General features: G+C 61.4%; 23 protein-coding genes and 2 tRNA genes. 19 read left to right on the top strand and 6 right to left on the bottom strand.

Annotation, left to right across the window (positions count from 1 at the left end; genetic code table 11):
• Nucleotides 1-27: 27 nt before the first annotated feature.
• Nucleotides 28-249, top strand: coding sequence for a LysR family transcriptional regulator substrate-binding protein (locus LB529_RS29250; protein WP_411962580.1), 222 nt, complete (start codon nt 28-30; stop codon nt 247-249).
• A 53-nt stretch (nt 250-302) separates the two neighbouring features.
• Here the strand turns inward: LB529_RS29250 and LB529_RS25470 are convergent, their stop codons facing one another.
• The 5 genes from LB529_RS25470 to LB529_RS25450 all read right to left on the bottom strand — a co-directional run bounded on the left by LB529_RS25470 (nt 303) and on the right by LB529_RS25450 (nt 4,169).
• Nucleotides 303-767 (bottom strand): DUF302 domain-containing protein, encoded by a 465-nt coding sequence (locus LB529_RS25470; RefSeq protein ID WP_411962579.1) that lies wholly within the window; start codon nt 765-767, stop codon nt 303-305.
• Between the two features lie 42 nt (nt 768-809).
• Nucleotides 810-2,012: an MFS transporter gene (locus LB529_RS25465; RefSeq protein ID WP_411962578.1), complete on the bottom strand. Its 1,203-nt coding sequence runs from the start codon at nt 2,010-2,012 to the stop codon at nt 810-812.
• Between the two features lie 89 nt (nt 2,013-2,101).
• Nucleotides 2,102-2,584 (bottom strand): cupin, encoded by a 483-nt coding sequence (locus LB529_RS25460; RefSeq protein ID WP_140700490.1) that lies wholly within the window; start codon nt 2,582-2,584, stop codon nt 2,102-2,104.
• 192 nt (nt 2,585-2,776) lie between these two features.
• Nucleotides 2,777-3,688: a LysR family transcriptional regulator gene (locus tag LB529_RS25455; RefSeq protein WP_224523769.1), complete on the bottom strand. Its 912-nt coding sequence runs from the start codon at nt 3,686-3,688 to the stop codon at nt 2,777-2,779.
• Nucleotides 3,689-3,893: 205 nt separating this feature from the next.
• Nucleotides 3,894-4,169, bottom strand: a complete 276-nt coding sequence (locus tag LB529_RS25450) for a hypothetical protein (RefSeq protein ID WP_224523767.1) — start codon at nt 4,167-4,169, stop codon at nt 3,894-3,896.
• Between the two features lie 496 nt (nt 4,170-4,665).
• On the opposite strand from LB529_RS25450, the gene LB529_RS25445 reads away from it, so the two are divergent.
• The 5 genes from LB529_RS25445 to LB529_RS25425 all read left to right on the top strand — a co-directional run bounded on the left by LB529_RS25445 (nt 4,666) and on the right by LB529_RS25425 (nt 8,528).
• Complete coding sequence (locus LB529_RS25445) at nt 4,666-5,688, top strand: patatin-like phospholipase family protein (protein WP_224712641.1); 1,023 nt, start codon at nt 4,666-4,668, stop codon at nt 5,686-5,688.
• 232 nt (nt 5,689-5,920) lie between these two features.
• Nucleotides 5,921-6,190 carry a DUF2282 domain-containing protein gene (locus LB529_RS25440; protein ID WP_140700495.1) on the top strand — a complete coding sequence of 90 codons (270 nt, stop codon included), beginning with the start codon at nt 5,921-5,923 and terminating at the stop codon, nt 6,188-6,190.
• A 43-nt stretch (nt 6,191-6,233) separates the two neighbouring features.
• A complete protein-coding gene (locus tag LB529_RS25435) occupies nt 6,234-7,268 on the top strand; it encodes a DUF692 domain-containing protein (RefSeq protein WP_224712640.1) in 1,035 nt (344 codons plus the stop codon).
• Nucleotides 7,255-8,055, top strand: a complete 801-nt coding sequence (locus LB529_RS25430; protein ID WP_224712639.1) for a DNA-binding domain-containing protein — start codon at nt 7,255-7,257, stop codon at nt 8,053-8,055. The genes LB529_RS25435 and LB529_RS25430 overlap by 14 nt, the downstream gene beginning before the upstream one ends.
• Entirely contained in the window at nt 8,052-8,528 is a 477-nt protein-coding gene (locus LB529_RS25425; RefSeq protein WP_411962577.1) for a DoxX family protein, read from the top strand. Before LB529_RS25430 ends, LB529_RS25425 begins: the two co-directional genes overlap by 4 nt.
• Nucleotides 8,529-8,663: 135 nt before the next feature.
• Here the strand turns inward: LB529_RS25425 and LB529_RS25420 are convergent.
• Nucleotides 8,664-8,738: transfer RNA gene (locus LB529_RS25420), tRNA-Thr, on the bottom strand.
• 223 nt (nt 8,739-8,961) lie between these two features.
• Between LB529_RS25420 and LB529_RS25415 the strand changes: the two genes are divergently transcribed.
• From LB529_RS25415 to LB529_RS25355, 13 genes are all read left to right on the top strand, one after another.
• Nucleotides 8,962-9,162 (top strand): hypothetical protein, encoded by a 201-nt coding sequence (locus LB529_RS25415; RefSeq protein ID WP_224712638.1) that lies wholly within the window; start codon nt 8,962-8,964, stop codon nt 9,160-9,162.
• Nucleotides 9,163-9,302: 140 nt separating this feature from the next.
• Nucleotides 9,303-10,595, top strand: coding sequence for a UDP-N-acetylglucosamine 1-carboxyvinyltransferase (gene murA, locus LB529_RS25410; RefSeq protein WP_224549125.1), 1,293 nt, complete (start codon nt 9,303-9,305; stop codon nt 10,593-10,595).
• Nucleotides 10,596-10,936: 341 nt separating this feature from the next.
• Nucleotides 10,937-11,371 carry a DUF2948 family protein gene (locus LB529_RS25405; protein WP_224712637.1) on the top strand — a complete coding sequence of 145 codons (435 nt, stop codon included), beginning with the start codon at nt 10,937-10,939 and terminating at the stop codon, nt 11,369-11,371.
• A 6-nt stretch (nt 11,372-11,377) separates the two neighbouring features.
• Nucleotides 11,378-12,670 carry a histidinol dehydrogenase gene (gene hisD / locus LB529_RS25400; protein WP_224712636.1) on the top strand — a complete coding sequence of 431 codons (1,293 nt, stop codon included), beginning with the start codon at nt 11,378-11,380 and terminating at the stop codon, nt 12,668-12,670.
• A gap of 2 nt (nt 12,671-12,672) precedes the next feature.
• Entirely contained in the window at nt 12,673-13,158 is a 486-nt protein-coding gene (locus LB529_RS25395; RefSeq protein ID WP_224712635.1) for a UPF0262 family protein, read from the top strand.
• A 100-nt stretch (nt 13,159-13,258) separates the two neighbouring features.
• Nucleotides 13,259-13,708 carry a low molecular weight phosphatase family protein gene (locus tag LB529_RS25390; protein WP_224608971.1) on the top strand — a complete coding sequence of 150 codons (450 nt, stop codon included), beginning with the start codon at nt 13,259-13,261 and terminating at the stop codon, nt 13,706-13,708.
• A gap of 198 nt (nt 13,709-13,906) precedes the next feature.
• Complete coding sequence (gene infA / locus LB529_RS25385; RefSeq protein WP_006200926.1) at nt 13,907-14,125, top strand: translation initiation factor IF-1; 219 nt, start codon at nt 13,907-13,909, stop codon at nt 14,123-14,125.
• A gap of 128 nt (nt 14,126-14,253) precedes the next feature.
• A complete protein-coding gene (locus LB529_RS25380) occupies nt 14,254-14,880 on the top strand; it encodes a Maf-like protein (protein WP_095765708.1) in 627 nt (208 codons plus the stop codon).
• 13 nt (nt 14,881-14,893) lie between these two features.
• Nucleotides 14,894-15,115 (top strand): DNA gyrase inhibitor YacG, encoded by a 222-nt coding sequence (gene yacG / locus LB529_RS25375; protein WP_095765709.1) that lies wholly within the window; start codon nt 14,894-14,896, stop codon nt 15,113-15,115.
• A 165-nt stretch (nt 15,116-15,280) separates the two neighbouring features.
• A tRNA-Phe gene (locus tag LB529_RS25370) sits at nt 15,281-15,356 on the top strand.
• Nucleotides 15,357-15,525: 169 nt separating this feature from the next.
• Nucleotides 15,526-16,713: a tyrosine-type recombinase/integrase gene (locus tag LB529_RS25365; RefSeq protein WP_224712634.1), complete on the top strand. Its 1,188-nt coding sequence runs from the start codon at nt 15,526-15,528 to the stop codon at nt 16,711-16,713.
• A gap of 1,088 nt (nt 16,714-17,801) precedes the next feature.
• Nucleotides 17,802-19,226 (top strand): dGTP triphosphohydrolase, encoded by a 1,425-nt coding sequence (gene dgt / locus LB529_RS25360; protein ID WP_224712633.1) that lies wholly within the window; start codon nt 17,802-17,804, stop codon nt 19,224-19,226.
• Complete coding sequence (locus LB529_RS25355; protein WP_224712632.1) at nt 19,223-19,978, top strand: hypothetical protein; 756 nt, start codon at nt 19,223-19,225, stop codon at nt 19,976-19,978. Before dgt ends, LB529_RS25355 begins: the two co-directional genes overlap by 4 nt.
• Nucleotides 19,979-19,984: the final 6 nt, after the last annotated feature.

Genomic DNA, 19,984 nt, shown 5'->3' with positions numbered 1-19,984 from the left:
AGCGATCGTGACGACTGGACATTGGCGATGATCGCCGCCGGGCTCGGCTTCGGCTTCATGCCCGAGCATACCGCCAAGCATCCTGGCGTGGTGCCTCTGCCGATCACGGAGCCGGAATTCTGGCGGGAGGTCAATCTCGTCACGGTGCGCGGCCGCAGGCATTCGCCCGCGGTGGGCGCATCGGTGCGAGAGGCCACGCAGAAGAAATGGTTTGGCGAGCGGGCTAAAGCGTTGTCCGCCGCCGAATAGGGTCGCCGGGCAAGGCAGCGTGCCTTGCGTGTCCGGGCAATGCTTTTCCGCATTCAGTTCTTCTTGACAGTTGAGGTCACCGACTGGATGACTTCCGTCGCCATCTTGAACTGCGCGGTGCGGTCGGTGATGCCGTGCCGCCTGGCGATCCAGTCGAAATCGCTGTAGGCGGCGTAAACCGAGCCGTCGGCGCTCTGGTAAACCAACACTCTCACAGGCCAGTCGAGCCCGGCTTCGGGATTGGAGGTGATGAAGGTGGTGCCGAGCGCCGGATTACCGAACATGACGAGCCGCGACGGCCTGACGTCGTTGCCCGCATTCTTGCCAAGCTGTGCCTGGTCGATGACGCCGAAGAACTTGATGCCTTTCTTGAGCACGTCCTTCTTGATGCGGGCGACGGTTTCAGCGACGGAATAGTCGCTCTTGACGGTGACGACGCCGTCCGAAGCCGCAGCCGGGAGGGCAGCAGCCATCAGCATGGCTGCGCCTGCAAACAGAGCTTTAAGATGGTTGGTCATGTCGGTCTCCTTGGTTGGACAACTAAGTTTCGATTTTAGGTCTCAGGCCTTCGGCGTTTGCAGCACGCGCGCGATCGCGATCGCACTGGCGAGAACCGCGGCCAGCACGATCACGCATGCGGTCCAGCCGACACGGTCGTAGATCTGTCCGATGAGGAAGCTGCCGGCGAGCCCGCCCGCGTAGTAGGACGCGAGATAGATGCCGCTCGCGGCGGCGCGATCGCGCGAGGCGGTCCGGCTGACATGTCCCGTGGCTATCGCTTGAGCCAGGAAGGTGCCGATGGCAACCAGCGCCATCCCGGCGAGGACGACCGGAAGGCTGGGTGCGAGCAGCAGAAGCAAACCAATGATCGCCAGCCCAAGCGTCGCGCCCACCCCCATTTTCGGGCCAAGGCCTAAGGCTACGCGCCCGGCGAGCGGAGTGGTCAGCATTGATGGCAAAAAGACGAAATAGACTGCGCCAAGCGCCATGGGGGTCAGCGAAAGCGGCACCGCGACAAGCTGAAAATTCACATAGGTGAACGTGCCGATAAAGACGAACAGGATCAAAAAGCCGATCGCAAAGCAGGCACGCAGCTCGGCGTTCCGCAACGGGGCTTTCCAGGCGGCGCGGGCGAGCCCCTCTCCCGCGTCCGCGCGCATCATGGATGAGGTCTTTTGCAACGTGAACCAGACAAGGGCGGCGCCGAGCAGATTAAGCGCGGCGAAGGTCAGAAAGTTGGTGGAGATGCCGAACGTGTCGGCGACGGCCGCCGACATCAACCGGCCGAAAAAGTTGCTGGCAACATTCCCCGTCACATAGGCCGCAAGCGCGCTCGTCGTCTGCCGCGCCGAAAAATGCTCCGCCAGATAGGCCATGGTGAGCGTGAACGCAGTCGACATGCAAAGGCCTTGCACCACGCGCAGCAGTGTGAAGACCGCAATATTGTCCGTCTGCGACAGCAGCGTCGTCGGGATCGCCAGGATGGCCAGGCTGATCCAGATGCCGTTGCGGCGGTCGATGCCGCGCCCAAAGAGAGCGACGGCAATCCCGGCCACCGCCATGCCGAAGGTGCTGGCGTTGACGGCAAAGCCGATGGTGGCGCGGCTGACGCCGAATTTCATCACCAGCGACGGCAGGATGGCTTGGGTGGCGAACAGATCGACGAGCGTCAGGAACGCAATCAGCGCGATCAGGCCGAAGCGCCAGCTATCCGCGGCCGCCATGCGAAGCCGCGCCGGTTCGGAATGCTCACTGGTCGTCATGACAGGCTCCGTTGCCACGTCCTCAGGCAATCGCCCGAGGACGGGTTTTTGGTTTCTGATGCCGGGATATCTTCACCGCGGCGAGCGGCTTACATCATGTGGTCTTCATGCATCGCCGGCGGCAGGACGTCGGCGGAATAGAGGACGGCCGGAACCTTGCCGTTGTTCTTCCACCAGTGGGCGAGCTGGCCGAACTCGGCGGTCGCGTCGCCGGCCGGGTGCTCGATGCCGACCTTGCAGGTGCTGGCGTATTCAGTGATCGAGCCTTCGACGACGATAATGTTGGCAGGGCGGACATTGTGCTCATGCCACGGCACGACGCCGCCGGGCTGAACGACGAGCTTGCGAAGGCGCAGCATGTTGCCTTTCCAGGCCTCGCCCTTGCTGCTCAGATCGATTGCGGAAAGCACCGTGTCGGTCACGCCGACTGGCTTGCTGGGATGTTCCTGAATATCAGTCGTGGCGGCCTGGCCGGCAGGGCAGTCGCCTGCGAAAGCCGGGGCCGCGGAAAATGCAGCGGTCGCGGACAGCATGCCCAGCGCGAAGGCAAGGTTGAGTTTCTTGGTAGCCATCTCGTATTTCTCCTTTGTCGGTGCCCAATCGCGGGAGGCGGGGCATGACGAGGAGAGTGACCGGAGCCTCCCCGAAAGAGAAATGCTGACTGGCTCTTAAATCGATACCTGAAAACTATCGTGGTTCATCATACCGGCGCAGCAATCCACGCCACGACATAGACCATGGCGTCGTTTATTTTCTTCGACTTGCTATGCAGCCGTTTTCCTAACCAGATCGATGCCGCTTTCCGGCCAGCTATGCGCCTTGACGCTGTTGACGAAAGTCGATGTGGCCGGCGAGAACCGGCGCCCGGCTACGACGACAAGCGATACCTCTCGCCAAACCTCCGGATCTATGACGGGCCTGATCTGCAATCCCGGGATGACGGCGCTGAATTCCGGGATGAAGCAGATGCCCAGCCCGCCGGAGACCATGTTTTGAATCCAGTCTTCGCGCTCGCTGGCGTAGGAGATCCTGAGCTTGACGCCACGTTCATTGCAAAGGCCCGCAAGATAGTCGCGATACTCGCAGTTCAGTCGCCTGAGATAGTTCTCGCCGTCGAGCTCCGAGATGGCGACATTGTCGTTTCGGGCCAGCCGGTGCCCGTTGGGAAACGCGAGCACGAACCGCTCGCGGTAGAGAGGCGTGACATCGAACCTCTCCGGAAAGCTGTTGCTCGACGCCATGATGGCGACATCGATCTCACCCGCTTCCAGCAGCTGCGACAGGGACGCCGGCACCCCCTCGACAAGCTGCAGCTGGATGCCCTGCTGGCGCCGGTTGAAGTCCGTCAGCAGCCCGGTAAACCGCCGCGGACCGATCGTGCACATCACGCCAACCTTGAGATTTGCATTCTCCAGGCAAAGGAATCTCGACGCCTCCTGGCGAACGCCGGTCACCTCATCGAGGATCTGCTGAAATCTGGGGCGGAGCAAAGCGCCCAAATCGGTGAGGTGCGTCAGATTCCGCTCGCGGCGAAACAACAGTCCGCCGACCTCATCCTCGAGCTGCTGGATGGCGCGCGAGAGCGCCGGCTGGGTAACGTTGCACTTCTCGCCTGCGCGCGTGAAATTCCGGGTCTCGCAGACGGCCAGGAAATAGCGAATGTGATGTATGTCCATGCGGGTCGTCCCTCAACTGCATCTGCAGGCTCGAACCCTGCCGCAATGCATTCCATCACGCCAATGCACGGGGGGTATAAAGTCGATAGCAATCGGTCATGATGAGCTTCCGGCGAATGCCCTCGCTTTCTCAAAAGGATGATGGCGAGCAAGCTGCTCGCCATCGTGCCGCCGTCCGATGTTGCCCGAAACGGTTGTCGAGCGCTCAGTTGGCGCCGCCGAGCGCCTGGAGGTTGGCGCAGAATTCGGCGTGCGGCTTGCTCATCGCCGCATCCTGGCACTCCTTCATCATCGCGCCCTGCTTGTCCTTCGACATCGCGTCCCAGGCGGCCTTGAATTCAGCCTTGGGCTTCATCGTCTTCATGCTGGCGTCGGTGAAGAAGGGCTGCATGTTGGACGGCTCGTCGAGCGCGCCGGCGAACGCAGCGCCGCCGAGCATGGAAAGTGCAAATGCGCCGATGCAGATGGCTTTGATATTCATGGTGGGATCCTTCTCCGGAGTTGTGCAATCGCCCCTTTGACGACTGCGTTGATGACCGGCAGCATTTTGGAACTCTATTGTTCCCGCTTGCCGAGGTGGACCTTGCTTCATCCGGCGCTCAATTCGCCAATGCCATCTGCGAATGGGGTTTATGCCGGTTCTGCATTCCGGGCGTGCGCCGCTAATTGGCTCCGCCCAAAACAAGCACGTTGGCGCAGTATTGTGCGTGGGGTTTGCGTTGCACGCCTTCGTCATCTTGACCCGGTCATGCTTTGACAGAGCGAACCAGGCCTTCTTGAACCCGGCCATCGGTTTCATCGTCTTCATTGTGGAGTCTGCATAGAAGGTCGGGAATGCAGCGAGGTCGCTGAACGGGTCGGCGGACGCCGGGCTCACGCCAAGACAAACTGCAAGCACAGCCACACAGGCAAGTTGTCTTCTCATCATTCATCTCCCTTCCAGGCGCGGCTCCGGCAACGGCGCCAGCCTGATCGGGATGAAGATTGTCGCGCGCGAGGGCCGGCAGCCGATGCAATCTGCCTATGGACTTCATGCCACCTTGGCATTTCGGCTGAACAAGAAGATGCGGCAGTCTCTCTCCAATCGCCCTTGCTGGCGACCTTGGGATGGAGACCAGGCCATGCTTGCCCAGTCCGCAGTGAGCACAGTCCAATCGATGACGTCAGCGACGGATCTTATCACGTCAGTGACGGATCCTAATGTCGAGGGCCGGACGATCGACATCGTGCTGGCAAACGACGCGCATGCCGCTTTCGTCTGGGGTGTGCTCGATCGGCTACTGGACGAGCCGAACTGCAGCGTGAGCGGCGTTACCGCGTCGGGCTTTGCAGCGATGCAGGCGGCGGTCTTTGCTTATGGGCTGAGCGTCGGCGGAAGGCGCGGCGCGCGGACGGCACTCGCCAATTTCTGGCGGCGCGTCAGCCATGCCTCGATGTTCGCCATCGACAGAACGAGCCTGCTTAGATCGATGCTGGAACAGTCGATCGAGCTTCAGCCTATCCGCGACGAAGACTGCCCGGTGAAGCTGCGCGTCGTGGCCGTCAACGCCCGCACAGATGCGGTGAAGATATTCTCAGGCGAACAGTTGTCGATAAACGCGATCGTGGCGGCTGCGGCTGTTCCGTTCCTTTCGCCGGCCATTGAGATCGATGGCGATCTCTATTGGGGCGACGGCGACATCTCGCAATTGCCGCCTGCGGCATCAATCGGAGCCTGCCATCGTGTGGTGGTCAGCGGCAAGCCGTCGATATTCATGGCGCGCTGTCCGGATCGCAGCCCCGGCGCCGCCCAATGCGCGACCGGATGCGCCCCGGTTCACAGCATCTTCGACAGCCACTATCGAGCTGGAGCTCCGCTGCTTCTGAGGCCCTGGATCGATTGGGGCGAGCTGACCGACATTCGCGACAGGGGACGGCAATGTGCCGAAGACTGGCTTGCGGCTGATCTTTCCAGCACCGACGAGCGCCCGGCTAACGACTGCAGAACCCAATACATATAGGCGCTTTCCTCCCGCCTAGCCGCGCCTGCTTCGCATACTCCCGAATGCAGGCGCCAGGCCCTCCGGTTCCCGGCCGGAGGGCCTTTTCGCGCCGCCCTCGGCATATCGTGGCCCGCTTATCAATTCCATGCCGAGACAGCATTTCAGCTCGGCATGGCGATCGTGGAAACTGATCTGCAGACGGGCCTCAGGGCCGGTCTTTCCGTCGAAACGCCAACCAGGAGACAAGCCTGTGATCAACACCAAGACCCTTATCGGCTCGGCCCTCGCGGCCGCCACCTCGCTCGCCGCCACGGCGGCATATAGCGGCCCCGCCGCCAAGCCCGGCTTCGCCTTCGAGAAGTGCTACGGCGTCGTCAAGGCAGGCCAGAACGACTGCCAGACCGCGACGCATTCATGCGCCGGCACTTCCACCGCCGACAACCAGCCTGACTCCTGGCTCTACGTGCCGGCCGGCAGCTGCGCGAAGATTTCCGGGGGCAGCGACAAGCCCAAGGCCTAGCCGACTTTCCACCTCGAGCAATCAGACCAGAAGGAGGAGACCGATGTCCAATATGTTTTCGCCACTCGCAATCCCCGCATCGGCGGGCATCGGTCTTCGCTCGCCTCACATCGCGGAGATGCTGACGCGGCGCCCGTCCGCAGGCTGGCTCGAGGTCCACGCAGAGAACTACATGGGCGACGGCGCGGGCGTCCAGGCGCTGGAAAGACTGCGCCAGACCTATCCGCTGTCCGTGCATGGCGTCGGTCTGTCGCTGGGCAGCGCGCAAGGCCTGGATCGCGACCATCTCGAAAGGCTGCGGAAGGTCTGCGAGCGCTTTGAGCCCGATCTGGTTTCCGAGCACCTCGCCTGGAGCGTCGCCGACGGGGCCTACCTCAACGATCTTCTGCCATTGCGCTATGACGAAGAGGCGCTGGCGATCGTTGCCCGCAACGTCGAGACGGTTCAGGACACGCTGAAGCGACGTGTGCTGATCGAGAACCTGTCGGCCTACCTGGCATTCGCGGACTCCTCGATGAACGAAGCCGAGTTCCTCGCGACGCTCGTGGCGCGGACCGGCTGCGGCCTGCTGCTCGACGTCAACAATGTCCAGGTCTCCGCGCACAACCTGCAATATGACGCCAAGGCATTCATCGACGCGCTGCCTGAAGAGGCTATCGGCGAGATCCATCTCGCCGGCCATGCGACCAACAAGGTCGGAACCGACACCGTGCTGATCGACGATCATGGCTCGCGCGTGCCGCCGGTCGTCTGGGCGCTCTACCAGCATGCCGTGGATCGGCTTGGGCCGCGCCCGACATTGATCGAGTGGGACACCGACGTTCCCGTTCTCGACGTGCTGCTGGGCGAAGCGATGTGGGCCGACATGCTGACCGCATCGATCATGTTCAGCCGCAAGCAGGCGGTGCGGCGCGAGCAAACGGCAGAAGCCCGAGCGATGCCGATCAGCCTGCCGATCGAAGCCGAAACGACAACCAGCATGCCCGTCCTTGCGGCGTTCGCGGCTGCCAGGACCGCGAGACCATCCATCTCCGTGGCGCTGCCTCCGCTCGAGGAGGAATACTATGCTGCCGCTTGAGCACCTGCAGACCACGATGGCGCGCTCGGTGCTGTCCACGGATCCAACAATCGCCGCGAGATTGCTGACCGCGGGCAGCGCCGATCCGCTAGGCCGCCTGCGCATCTACCAGAACAACACCCGCAGCTCGCTGACAGCGGTGCTGATGGCGGTCTTTCCGGTCACTGTTCGCCTGGTCGACGAACGTTTCTTCCGCTACGCAGCAAGCGAGTTCATTCGACGCCATCCGCCAACAGAATCGCGGCTGGCGCGCTATGGCGCCGGCTTCCCGCGCTTCCTCAAATCAACCGACACGCTGTCCGACATGCCGATCGTTGCCGAAACGGCGCGGCTCGAATGGGCCATAGCCGAGGCGCTCGATGCACCTTCGTCGCAGCCCCGCAGCCTCGCCGAATACGACAACACCGAGCTCGGCCCATCGCCAGATATCGTGTTGCAGCCTTCGCTGGGGCTGATCATTTCGCACTGGTCGATCCTTTCGGTATGGACTGCGCATCAGCAGGAAGGACCCGTCGACCAGAACAGCGCCTGGACAAGGCGCCCCGAACGCGTGGCGTTGTGGCGGTCAGGGGATAACGTGCGACTTGCTCTGCTCGACCGTGCGAGCCTCGCCTTCTGGCATTCGCTGAAGCATGGTCTCGGCCTTGAGCATGCCACCGGCCGTGCGTTGGCCCTCGACCCTGCCTTCGATCTGGTTTCCGCCCTTATGCGTCTGTTCGGCGACGGTCTCGTCACCAATGTGCGCGTCGCCGCGAATTTCCTCTCAAACACATGGAGACAGTCATGAGCGCAGCATCAGAACATTCCTCATCCATGCCGGCCGGCCTTGTCGGCCTCTACAGGCGCGCCATCAAGCTGCCCGAACATATTCCATTTTCGCTGGTCCAACTCGCTGCGCGCGTGGCGGTGGCGCATGTCTTCTGGCAATCGGCCCAGAGCAAGCTCGCCTCGTGGCCAGTGACGCTGCAGTTGTTCGCAAACGAATACAACCTGCCGTTCATCGATCCCTCGATAGCGGCGCCATTGGCGACAACGGCCGAAATCACAGGCTCGGTGTTGATCTTTTTTGGACTGTTCTCGCGCCTGGCGGCCCTGATGCTGCTCGGCGTCGTCTCCGTCATCCAGCTCTTCGTCTATCCCGAGAACTGGGCCGAGCACCTGTTGTGGGCCTCGTTGCTGCTTCTCGTGCTGACGCGCGGCGCCGGCGTTTTCTCGCTCGACTATGTCGCGGAGCGGAACCTTTCGGCGTCCGGCGGATGAACATCGCGACGGGTGAGGCTATCGCTTACCCCCCGTGCTTGCGGACTTTGACGATAGTCATGTCTTGAAATCGGCGCGAAAGACGGACGCAGACCTTTGGCTCTCAAGAGCTTCAGCAAATTCAACGGGATAGGCTGGTGCTGCGAGAGAGGATTGAACTCTCGACCTCTCCCTTACCAAGGGAGTGCTCTACCACTGAGCTACCGCAGCCTGCGATGGCGGCGCTTCTGCCATATCGAACCGGTAAGCGCAAGGCCAAGAAAAACCCAAAGCGTCGCATGTGATTCCCGCCAGCAATTATGCGGTTTGGGGCGGCATGCGCGGCTGATCCACAGGATGAACCCGACTTTCGGCCCGCTTTCATGACATGGCCGCGCGAAAATGCTAGCCATTGCGGAATCGCGGCCGGCTGACCGCCGGTCAGGAATGGACGATGGACGACAAGGCAAATCCACCGAAAAAAGGCGGCGGCGAGCGCAAGGACCGGCTGGCCGAGGCGCTGCGCGCCAATTTGCAGAAGCGCAAGATGCAGGCACGTTCGCGACGGGTTGGCGACCGTGACAAGCAGCGCGCCCGCGATCCCAATGATCGGCCGGAAGAGTTGCCGGCTGCAGGAAAAATGCACAAGGACTGACCAAATCAGCCATACTGGCCGGCCACAGTCGGTCCGGTTTTAGGAAAATCCTATTTCTTGAACCAAGCCGGCCAATAGTCTAAGCCGGGCACACTCAAACCGATTGAAGCGGCCTGTTCGGGCCGAGGGGACGTTTTCTCATGGATCGCATCAGAATTGTCGGCGGCAATGAGCTTGCCGGCACCATTCCGATCTCGGGCGCCAAGAACGCGGCATTGCCGCTGATGATCGCCTCACTGCTCACCGACGACACGCTGACGCTGGAAAACGTGCCGCATCTGGCCGATGTCGAGCAGCTGATCCGCATCCTCGGCAATCACGGCGTCGATTATTCCGTCAACGGCCGGCGCGAAAAGCAGCAGGAAGGCTATTCGCGCACCATCAATTTTTCCGCCCGCAACATCGTCGACACCACCGCGCCTTACGAGCTGGTGTCGAAGATGCGCGCTTCCTTCTGGGTGATCGGGCCGTTGCTTGCCCGCATGGGCGAGGCCAAGGTGTCGCTGCCCGGCGGCTGCGCCATCGGCACGCGCCCGGTCGACCTGTTCCTCGAGGGCCTGCAGGCTCTCGGCGCAGAGCTCGACGTCGACAATGGCTATGTCATCGCCAAGACCCAGAATGGCCGCCTCATCGGCAATCGCTACGTGTTCCCGAAGGTCTCGGTCGGCGCCACCCATGTGCTGATGATGGCGGCCTCGCTCGCCAAGGGCGAGACGGTGCTGGAGAACGCCGCCTGCGAGCCGGAAATCGTCAATCTCGCCGAATGCCTGATCGCCATGGGCGCCAAGATCCATGGCGCCGGCACCTCGACCATCACCATTCATGGCGTCGAGGCGCTGTCGGGGGCGCGCGTGCGCGTCATCCCCGACCGCATCGAGACCGGCACCTATGCCATGGCCGTCGCCATGACCGGCGGCGACGTGATGCTCGCTGGCGCCCGTCCAGACCTGTTGCAGACCGCGCTCGACGTGCTTGTCGAGACCGGAGCCGAGATCACGCCGACCAATGAGGGCATCCGCGTCAAGCGCAACGGCACAGGCATTGCGCCGGTCGACGTGACCACCGCTCCCTTCCCCGCCTTCCCGACCGACCTGCAGGCGCAGTTCATGGGTTTGATGACGATGGCCAAGGGCAAGTCACGCATCACCGAAACGATCTTCGAGAACCGCTTCATGCATGTGCAGGAGCTGGCACGGCTGGGCGCCCACATCACGCTTTCCGGCCAGACGGCGATCGTCGACGGCGTCGCCAGGCTCAAGGGCGCTCCGGTGATGGCGACCGACCTGCGCGCCTCGGTGTCGCTGGTGATCGCCGGCCTTGCCGCCGAAGGCGAAACCACGGTCAACCGCGTCTATCACCTCGACCGCGGCTTCGAGCGGCTCGAAGAGAAGCTCTCCGGTTGCGGCGCGGTGATCGAGCGCATTTCGGGCTGATACGCACGAAGCAGGTGCCCGAGACAAAATAAACCTCTCGCGTGTTGGTGCCGCCAATTTTCGAAATCGGCGCCGCCCCTCATCTGCCTGCCGGCATCTTCTCCCCGTGAACGGGGGCTGTCCGCAGCCTTGGCGCCCTTCCTGAAACATTCCCGATTGGCGAAGCCGCCGGCGAAAGCGCCCCTTCTCCCCGTCACTATACGGGGAGAAGTGCCCAGCAGGGCGATGAGGGGCAGCACAGAGCTGACGTGATTGCCTTTTGCTGCGTCCGTATCGAGGTTGCACGGACTGGAAAGACCGCCTAACAGAAGGCTGAAACCAACCTTAGGTGCGCATTCCGCATGGCAGCTCTCAAGCTCATCGCGCTCGACGACCAGGATCTGAGCATCGTCTCGGCGCATGTCCAGGACGCCGTGATGAAGGTCTCCGACCTCGAATATCTGCCGTCGGCCAAGCGTTTCGTGCTGACCATGAACCGCTTCGTCTGGGAAGCGAAATCCGGCTTGTTCCGCCAGCACAATGAACGCCGCCAGAGCGTCTTGCATTTCGATCGCGTGCTCGGCGCCAAGACCAACGGCATTGCGCGCGACAAGCCGGCCGAGGTGCTGTCGCTGCTGGCGGTCAGCTTCATCGCCATCAGCAAGCCGGCCGGCATCGTCGAGCTGATCTTTTCGGGCGGCGGCACCATTATGCTTGACGTCGAATGCATCGAGGCCAGGCTTGCCGACATCGGCGGCTCCTGGGAAGCCACCTCGCGCCCCCTGCACAGAGGCTGAAGCGCGATGGCAATAACGCTCCGACAGCAGGACGCCGATTTCGAACAGCGTTTTTCGGCCTTCCTCACCACCAAGCGCGAGGTGTCGGCCGATGTCGAGGCCGTGGTGCGCGACATCATCGCCCGCGTGCGCGCCGAAGGCGACAAGGCGCTTGTCGATTACACGCTGAAGTTCGACAAAGCCGATCTCAACACGCTCGGCATCGCGGTGTCGAAGGACGACATCGCCAAGGCCTATGAAGCGGCCGATCCGGCGACCGTCGAGGCGCTCAAATTCGCGCGCGACCGCATCCGCTCGCATCACGAGCGACAGAAGCCGACGGACGATCGCTATACGGATGCCGCAGGCGTCGAGCTCGGCTCGCGCTGGACGGCGATCGAAGCCGTCGGCCTTTACGTGCCGGGCGGCACGGCGAGCTATCCAAGCTCGGTGCTGATGAACGCGGTGCCGGCCAGGGTCGCCGGCGTCGAGCGCATCGTCATCGTCGTGCCGGCCTCGGGCGGCGTCATCAGTCCGCTGGTGCTGGTGGCAGCCGACCTTGCCGGCGTTTCGGAGATCTACCGCGTCGGCGGCGCGCAGGCCGTTGCAGCGCTCGCCTACGGCACCGAGACGATCAGGCCGGTCGCCAAGATCGTCGGCCCGGGCAACGCCTATGTCGCGGCGGCCAAGCGCCAGGTGTTCGGCACGGTCGGCATCGACATGATCGCCGGGCCGTCGGAAGTGCTGGTGGTGGCCGATGCCGACAACGATCCGGACTGGATCGCGGCCGACCTTTTGGCGCAAGCCGAGCATGATGTTTCGGCGCAGTCGATCCTGATCACCGACGAGCCGGAATTCGGCAAGGCGGTCGAGCAGGCGGTCGAGCGCCAGCTCAAGCTGCTGCCGCGCGGCGAGACGGCCGGGGCCAGCTGGCGCGATTTCGGGGCGGTGATCCTGGTGCCGACGCTCGAGGCCTCTCTGCCGCTGGTCGACAGGATCGCGGCCGAGCATGTCGAGCTCGCCTTCGACGACGCCGAGGCATTCCTTTCCAGGATGCGCAACGCGGGCGCCGTGTTTATCGGCCGCCATACGCCGGAAGTCATCGGCGATTATGTCGGCGGCTCCAACCACGTCTTGCCGACGGCGCGGTCGGCGCGTTTCTCGTCGGGTCTGTCCGTGCTCGATTTCGTCAAGCGCAGCTCGATCCTGAAGCTCGGCCCGGAGCAGCTCAAGGCGCTGGCGCCCGCCGCGATCGCGCTCGCCAAGGCCGAAGGGCTCGATGCCCATGCCCGCTCCGTCGCGATCAGGTTGAACATGTAACGATGTCCGGCCGCGACCAGACCCGCGACAGGCTGATCGACGTCGAGCTCGACGAATCGATCGGACGTTCGACGCCCGACGTCGAGCACGAGCGGGCCGTGGCGATCTTCGACCTCATCGAGGAGAACCGTTTTCGGCCGGTCAATGATGACAGCGCGGGTCCTTACAAGCTTAAGCTTTCACTGGCCGAGTCCCGCCTGGTCTTCGGCGTCAGCCGCGAGAACGGCGCCGAGGTGGTCACCCACATCCTGTCGCTGACGCCGCTGAGGCGCATCGTCAAGGACTACTACCTGATCTGCGAAAGCTACTACGAAGCCATCCGCTCCTCGACGCCGAGCCATATCGAGGCGATCGACATGGGCCGGCGCGGCCTGCACAATGAAGGCTCGCAGACGCTGATGGACCGGCTAGCCGGCAAGATCGAGATCGACTTCGACACGGCGCGCCGGCTGTTCACGCTGGTCTGCGTGCTGCACTGGCGGGGCTAGATCAGGATGATGTTTCGTTGAAACACCGTCCTGATCCAGTTCTTTGTTGGAGTATGATTTTTCCCAAAAACCGGTTCCCACTTTTTGGGATCATGCTCTAGTGGCCGCCCTGCCCCATTCGATCCTGTTTTTATGCGGCATGAACGCCGTGCGCTCGCCGATCGCGGAGCAAATGGCGCGCCGCATGCTTCCCGCCACCACCTTCGTCGCTTCGGCCGGTGTGCGGGCCGGCGAGCGCGACCCGTTCGTCGATGCGGTGCTCGCCGAAGAAGGCCTGTCGCTTGGCGAGCGCCAACCCAGGACGCTGGCGGATATGGAGGACGATTATTTCGACCTGATCGTGACGCTGGCGCCGGAGGCGCATCATGCGGCGCTCGAGCTGACGCGCTCGCTGGCCGTCGAGGTCGAATACTGGCCGATGCCCGACCCCACCGACACAGGCGGCACGCGAGAGCATATCATGGCCGCCTATCGCGATGTGCGCGAGCGGCTGAAAGCGCGCATAAGCCGACGTTTTCTGCTTCCCGAGGCAAAAAACGCGGCCGATTAAGCATGTTCACAAGCGGGCGATTATCATATAGGTTCCGCCGCAAATTCCGGCCGGAGTCGGATGATTTCCGGTCGGTTCGGCCGGAAATCATCCGACTCCGGATCAAAGAACTAGAGCACGATGTTGCCCGAAAACCGCTTGACACTTTTCGGCATCATGCTCTAGGCGCCGGAACCGCCATCCAAGCAAAGGTATCGAATGCCGAAGGAAGAAGTCCTCGAGTTTCCAGGTGTGGTCACCGAACTGCTGCCCAATGCGATGTTCCGGGTGAAGCTCGAAAACGAACACGAAATCATCGCCCACACGGCCGGCCGCATGCGCAAGAACCGCATTCGCGTGCTGACCGGCGACAAGGTCCTGGTCGAGATGACGCCCTACGACCTGACCAAGGGCCGCATCACCTATCGCTTCAAGTAACCATCTAGCGCGGACCCAGAGCCGGATGATTTCAGGTCTGGTTGACCCGAAATCATCCGGCTCCAAATCAGAGAGTGGAGCATGATGTCGTCCGAAAACCGCTTCACACTTTTCGGCATCATGCCCCCATGAGCATTCTGCAGAAGCTGGTGCTTGCCTCTGGTTCGCCGCGCCGCATCGAACTCTTGCAGCAGGCCGGCATCGAGCCGGACCGGGTGCTGCCCGCCGATGTCGACGAGACGCCGCTGCGCGCCGAGCATCCGCGCTCGCTGGCCAAGCGCCTTTGCAAGGACAAGGCCGAGAAGGCGCTGGCCTCGCTGAAGAGCGAGGAGGACTATGCGCCAGCCTTCATCCTCGCCGCCGACACGGTGGTGGCGGTCGGACGGCGCATCCTGCCCAAGGCCGAGACGATCGACGACGCCGTCAATTGCCTCGGCCTGCTTTCCGGCCGCTCGCACCGGGTCTATTCCGGCATCTGCCTGATCACGCCCGGCGGCAAGTTGCGCCAGCGGCTGGTGGAGACAAGGGTGCGCTTCAAGCGGCTGCCGCGCGAGGAGATCGACGCCTATGTCGCGTCCGGCGAGTGGCGGGGCAAGGCCGGCGGCTATGCCGTTCAGGGCCTGGCCGGCTCCTTCGTCGTCAAGCTGGTCGGCTCCTACACCAACGTGGTCGGCCTGCCGCTCTACGAGAGCGTGGCGCTGCTTTCCGGCGAAGGCTTCAAGGCGCACCAGCACTGGCACGCCGCGCGCTCATGAGCATAGTCTACACATGAGTTCGGGCGACAAGGTAACGCCGCTGAGGCCGAAACGGCCCTGCCCCGAATGCGGCAAACCGTCGGCGCGCGAGCATTATCCGTTCTGCTCGGCGCGCTGCAAGGACATCGACCTCAACCGCTGGCTGAAGGGCGCCTATGTCATTCCCGGCCGCGACGGCGAAGAGGAAGAAGACGACAGCCCGAAGCCGGGCCCGACGCCCAAGGACGAGCCGTGAGCGCAGCCGGCGACCGGTCGTTTTCCAGCGATTTTTCTTTCCTGACGAAATCAACACCTAGGCGCTGGACAGGCAAGATTCCCGTGCTATAACCCACGCGCTTTCAAGGGGCGCCGCCTGGCGCCTTCGTGAAACCCGGCGGGCGCATCCCGTTAGCCGGCACAGGCCCAGATAGCTCAGTTGGTAGAGCAGCGGACTGAAAATCCGCGTGTCGGTGGTTCGAATCCGCCTCTGGGCACCATTTGCCTTTCTCATGGCTTCCCACCGCTTCTCATAGCAGCTCACTAGCTCAAATAAATCAATTGGTTAGCTTGCTAGGCCTGCTCACGGCGGCCTGCGACGTACCGTTGCAACCCGTCAGTTTGTGGGTAACGATCCGGGTATACCCATGCTCAGAAGGTCCGTTACCCATGTCACTCTCCGACTTCGCCTGTAAGAACGCCAAGCCCAAAGACAAGCCGTATCGCCTTGCTGATGGCGACGGGCTCTATCTCTTTGTACAACGAAGCGGCTCGAAACTATGGCAACTGCGCTATCGCTATCTGGAAAAGGAAAACATCCTCTCTTTTGGCAAGTACCCGCTTGTCTCGCTTCTCGACGCGAGAGAAAGACGGGACAATGCCAAGAGACTGCTGATCGCCGGCATCAACCCTTCCACCAAGCGTAAGGAGGAGAAGGTTGCGGCTCTCACAGAAGCGCGCACCACTTTCGGGCTGATCGCCGAGGAATATATCACGCGGATGAAGGAACGGGACGCCGCGGCGGCCACCGTGACCAAAACCAAGTGGCTCCTCGAAGATTTGGCCAGCCGGCTCGCTAAACGTCCTATTCGAGAGATCACCTCGGCCGAGATTCTCCAGCTCCTCCAGAAAATCGAGAAGAGCGGCCGAAGGGAGACGGCTAGGCGCTTGCGCGGCGTGATCGGCAGTGTCTTTCGGTTGGCGATTGTCACCCTTCGGGCCGAGACCGATCCCACCTTGGCCCTCCAGGGCGCACTCCAGCCGCCGAAAGCCAACGGCCGTGCTGCTATCACCGATCGAAAGAAGTTTGGGCAGCTCCTCGTGGCGATCGACGAGTACGACGGCTGGCCAACCCTCAAAGCCGCCCTCCAGTTTCTTGCTCTTACCTGCGTCCGTCCTGGCGAGGTGCGAGGAGCGACTCGCGGCGAGTTCGACCGAGATAAGGCTGTCTGGTACATCCCGGCCGCGCGTATGAAGATGCGCGCTCCTCACGATGTACCGCTATCTAAACAGGCGCTCAGTGTCTTGGAAGAGATCTGGCCACTTTCCGAGCACGGCGGTCTCGTCTTCCCTTCGATCCGGTCGACCAAGCGTCCGCTTTCCGAGAACGCCATGAATTCCGCCTTGCGACGGATGGGCTACGGCAAAGACGAAGTGACTGCCCACGGCTTCCGGGTGACCGCCAGCACCATCCTCAACGCCAACAAGTGCGATCCAGACGTAATTGAGGCTGTGTTAGCGCATCAGGACAAGGACGCAATCCGGCGGACCTACAACCGCGCCACCTACTGGGAGCAGCGAGTGACTCTGATGCAGGAGTGGGGAAATTTGCTAGACGCACTAAAGGCGGGCCGCTAGCTTTACGCGCATTCCACGGTCGGGGCACCGTTTCCAGGTTGGCGTAGTCGTCGCCAGAGGCATGGGTACTTAAGCTGCTCACTGGCCGGCCACCTTGCGTTCAGGTTCTAAGCAGGGTGATCGCTTTCGTCGGACCTCTCGCGTTCGAATCCCGCTCAAGGATGTGCAGGAGCGCGATGACCATGGCTCAACCAAATATCGTCAATACCGCGGAAGGCAGATTCCGATTTACAAGCCACCTCCGGGCGTGGGGCTCATCGATAAGATCCGTGGCGAGCGACGCTGGGCAGCATGGCTTCCCGTTTCCCCGCGCTTTACGAGCAACGCACTCGGCCTGTTGGGCAATGGACGATCACTATTCCTAGCAATGCACGAGCGCAACTAATCGCACGCGCTGGGTTCAGAGTGCGAGCTTGCAAACAACCGACCCGGCAGAAGATTAGACGACCGCCAGTCACCACCCTGAGGCGCCCTGCTTGCTCGGTCAGGAGAGAACCTTCGCCGGCGGGGTCGCAAGTTTCTGGATAGCCTGCGCATAGGCCACATTTCATGCAATCCGGAATACATCAAAAAGCACCGCCATCGAGCGTCTCTTGTCGGTCGCGAGCCGCCATCTTAGCGATCACCTTCTCTGCCCACTGGCTAATATTCGTTGTGGATCAGCGAAAACGGGGCCGATTCTCGCATCTGCTCCCAGCCGCCTTGGAATATTCGATATTTATCCATGGGGACATACCGCAATAGACGCCTGACGCGGTTCAAATCTATACTGCATGGCAGGCAATAATTAGGATTGAAGAATCCATACCTGTATCTGCCGGCCGGAAAGAAACGACGAGTTTCAGGGCTGAGTTAGCCAGCCATAGATGGTGCCTCGAATCGGCAAGCTTTTGCTGACACCAAAACATGGTACTTCGCAGCCCTTGCCTATGTTGACTATGCGGAGATTCCGCCATAGAACAAACTAGGAACATAGGGCCCTTTGGCGGCCTTTATGCGCGGGGTAACTCGGTGACTTCACCAGCCCTTCCTACAATTGACGAATCATGACACCGAGCTGATGCTGAGCGCGGACGGGGATGATACAAATGCCTTATCTGGATTGGGAAAAGTTGCTTAATGCCCGACGTCGCAAGGATAAGGCAAACGGTCAGGGTACCGAACGCTCGCCCAAGGCTGTTGAGCAACGGACCGAGCTGGAGCGCGATCACGACCGCATATTGTTTTCCACCCCTGTGCGGCGCATGCAGGACAAGACGCAGGTGTTCCCGCTCGATCCAAACGACAGCGTGCGAACGCGCCTGACACATAGTCATGAAGTAGCAAATATGTGTCGCAGCTTCGGGACTGCACTTGTCCACGCCTATCCCGAGCAGTTCAGCTTGCCCAAGGATCTCAATGCCGAGCGGAACATCCCTGCCCTGCTTGAAGCTATTGGCCTAGCCCATGATCTAGGCAACCCGCCGTTCGGTCACCAGGGTGAGAACGCAATCCAGTCCTGGATAGCGTCCAAGGCCCCGAGAATCTTCGAGGGGCTTGAAGAAGGGGCATTGCGTGAAGATTTCCTGCGATTTGAAGGGAATGCTCAGGCGTTCAGGTTGCTGACACGCTTGCAGATTCTCAACGATGATTTCGGCTTAAACATGACTTACGCATTCCTTGCCGCCCTTCTGAAATACCCAAGTCCTTCGGACAAGGTGACCAAGTCTGTCTTGGCGCGAAAGAAGTTCAATTTCTTCCAATCAGAAGCCGAGATCGTCAAGGATGTATGGGAGGAAACCGGGCTTTCAGAGGGCGTGCGCCACCCGCTGACCTTTATCATGGAAGCCTGTGACGACATCGCATATTCGGTTGTGGACGTGGAGGATGCGGCAAAGAAGGGGCTCGTCAATTTCGATAGCCTCATAGGCTACCTACTGAACAGGGCAGAAGGGGACGAGGTTGTGCTGAAGGTGATAGCAGACGCCAAGGCGCAGCATGAAAAATTCCGCGAGCAATCCTTGTCCGCCCCCGAACTCGACGACATCACGATGCAAATGTTTCGCGTTAGTGCGATCCACGTGATGATTGTCGAAGCGACCAATACGTTCGTCGCGAATCTGAGCGCCATTATGGCCGGCACGTTCGGCTACGAATTGATGGCGGCTTCCAAAGCGGCTCGTCTGTGGCGCCTGCTCAAGGACTTTGCCGGCACGCACATATACCCGCGTCGGGAGGTGCTCGAGGTGGAATTGACGGGTCATCAAACGATTCATGGGCTGATGGATGTGTTCTGGGCAGCCATTACAGACAGAGTGGATCCGGCGAATCTCGCCTCGAAGCGTACTTCGCCGCTACATAGCTATGTCTATTCTCGCATTTCGGAGAACTACCGCCGCGTAGCCGAGAACCCGAAGAACCATATGCCGATCCGCTACCGCGAGCTGCAACTGCTAACTGATATGGTATCAGGTATGACAGACAGCTTCGCCGTTTCAATGCTCAGGGAGTTGCGGGCACGAGGCGCCTCATGACTGCCTCAGAGGAAGTGTTAGACCGCGGTCTGAGCGCAGATATCGCCGATTTCATTCGAGGGCCACATGGGCACGAGATCGGTGATATGATAGACCGTCTGAGCCCCGTGGGGAATTGTGCGATCTTTGGCGGCCTCGCCCGAGACTTTGCGCGCGAGGGCCGCGATGCCTTCAAATCGGATGTCGATATAGTAGTTCACGGCCTCCCGGGCGTGTTGGACGCGCTACTTTCTCAGATGAGCGGCCGGCGCAACCAGTTTGGCGGATATCGCCTCGAGTATGGGCGCTTCGACTTTGACATATGGCCGCTGCAAATGACCTGGGCCGCCAGAGTGGGTCACGTCAAAGTCCGTTCTCTGACGGACCTCGCTAGGACGACATTCTTTGATTGCGATGCAGTTCTGTTCGATTGCCGCACCCTGGAGATCAGTCGGTCCGATCGGTTTTGGACAAGCATCGGACAGGGTATCGTCGATATCAATCTTGAGCCCAATCCTAACTATATAGGTACGCTCGTGCGTACATTGCGCATTCTTTTCGACAAGAAGCAAAAGCTTGCGCCTCGGCTAGCCCGTTATTTGGCGAGGGGCGTGGAAGGCAGCCGAAAGGACATCATGGACTACGCCGCACGCGATCGTCGTCCAATCGGTTCGGCGACCGAAATTGATCTTGGTAACGCGCTCGTTTCTTGGAGAGCCAAGGCTCTTGAGGAAGTCGTTTGCCATGAGTTCCCAACTCCGATTAACATTTGACGTCGG

Source organism: Mesorhizobium sp. CA5, assembly GCF_020165105.1.
In the GTDB taxonomy this organism is placed as follows: Bacteria; Pseudomonadota; Alphaproteobacteria; order Rhizobiales; family Rhizobiaceae; genus Mesorhizobium.
This window is presented reverse-complemented; position numbering and strand designations above follow the sequence as displayed.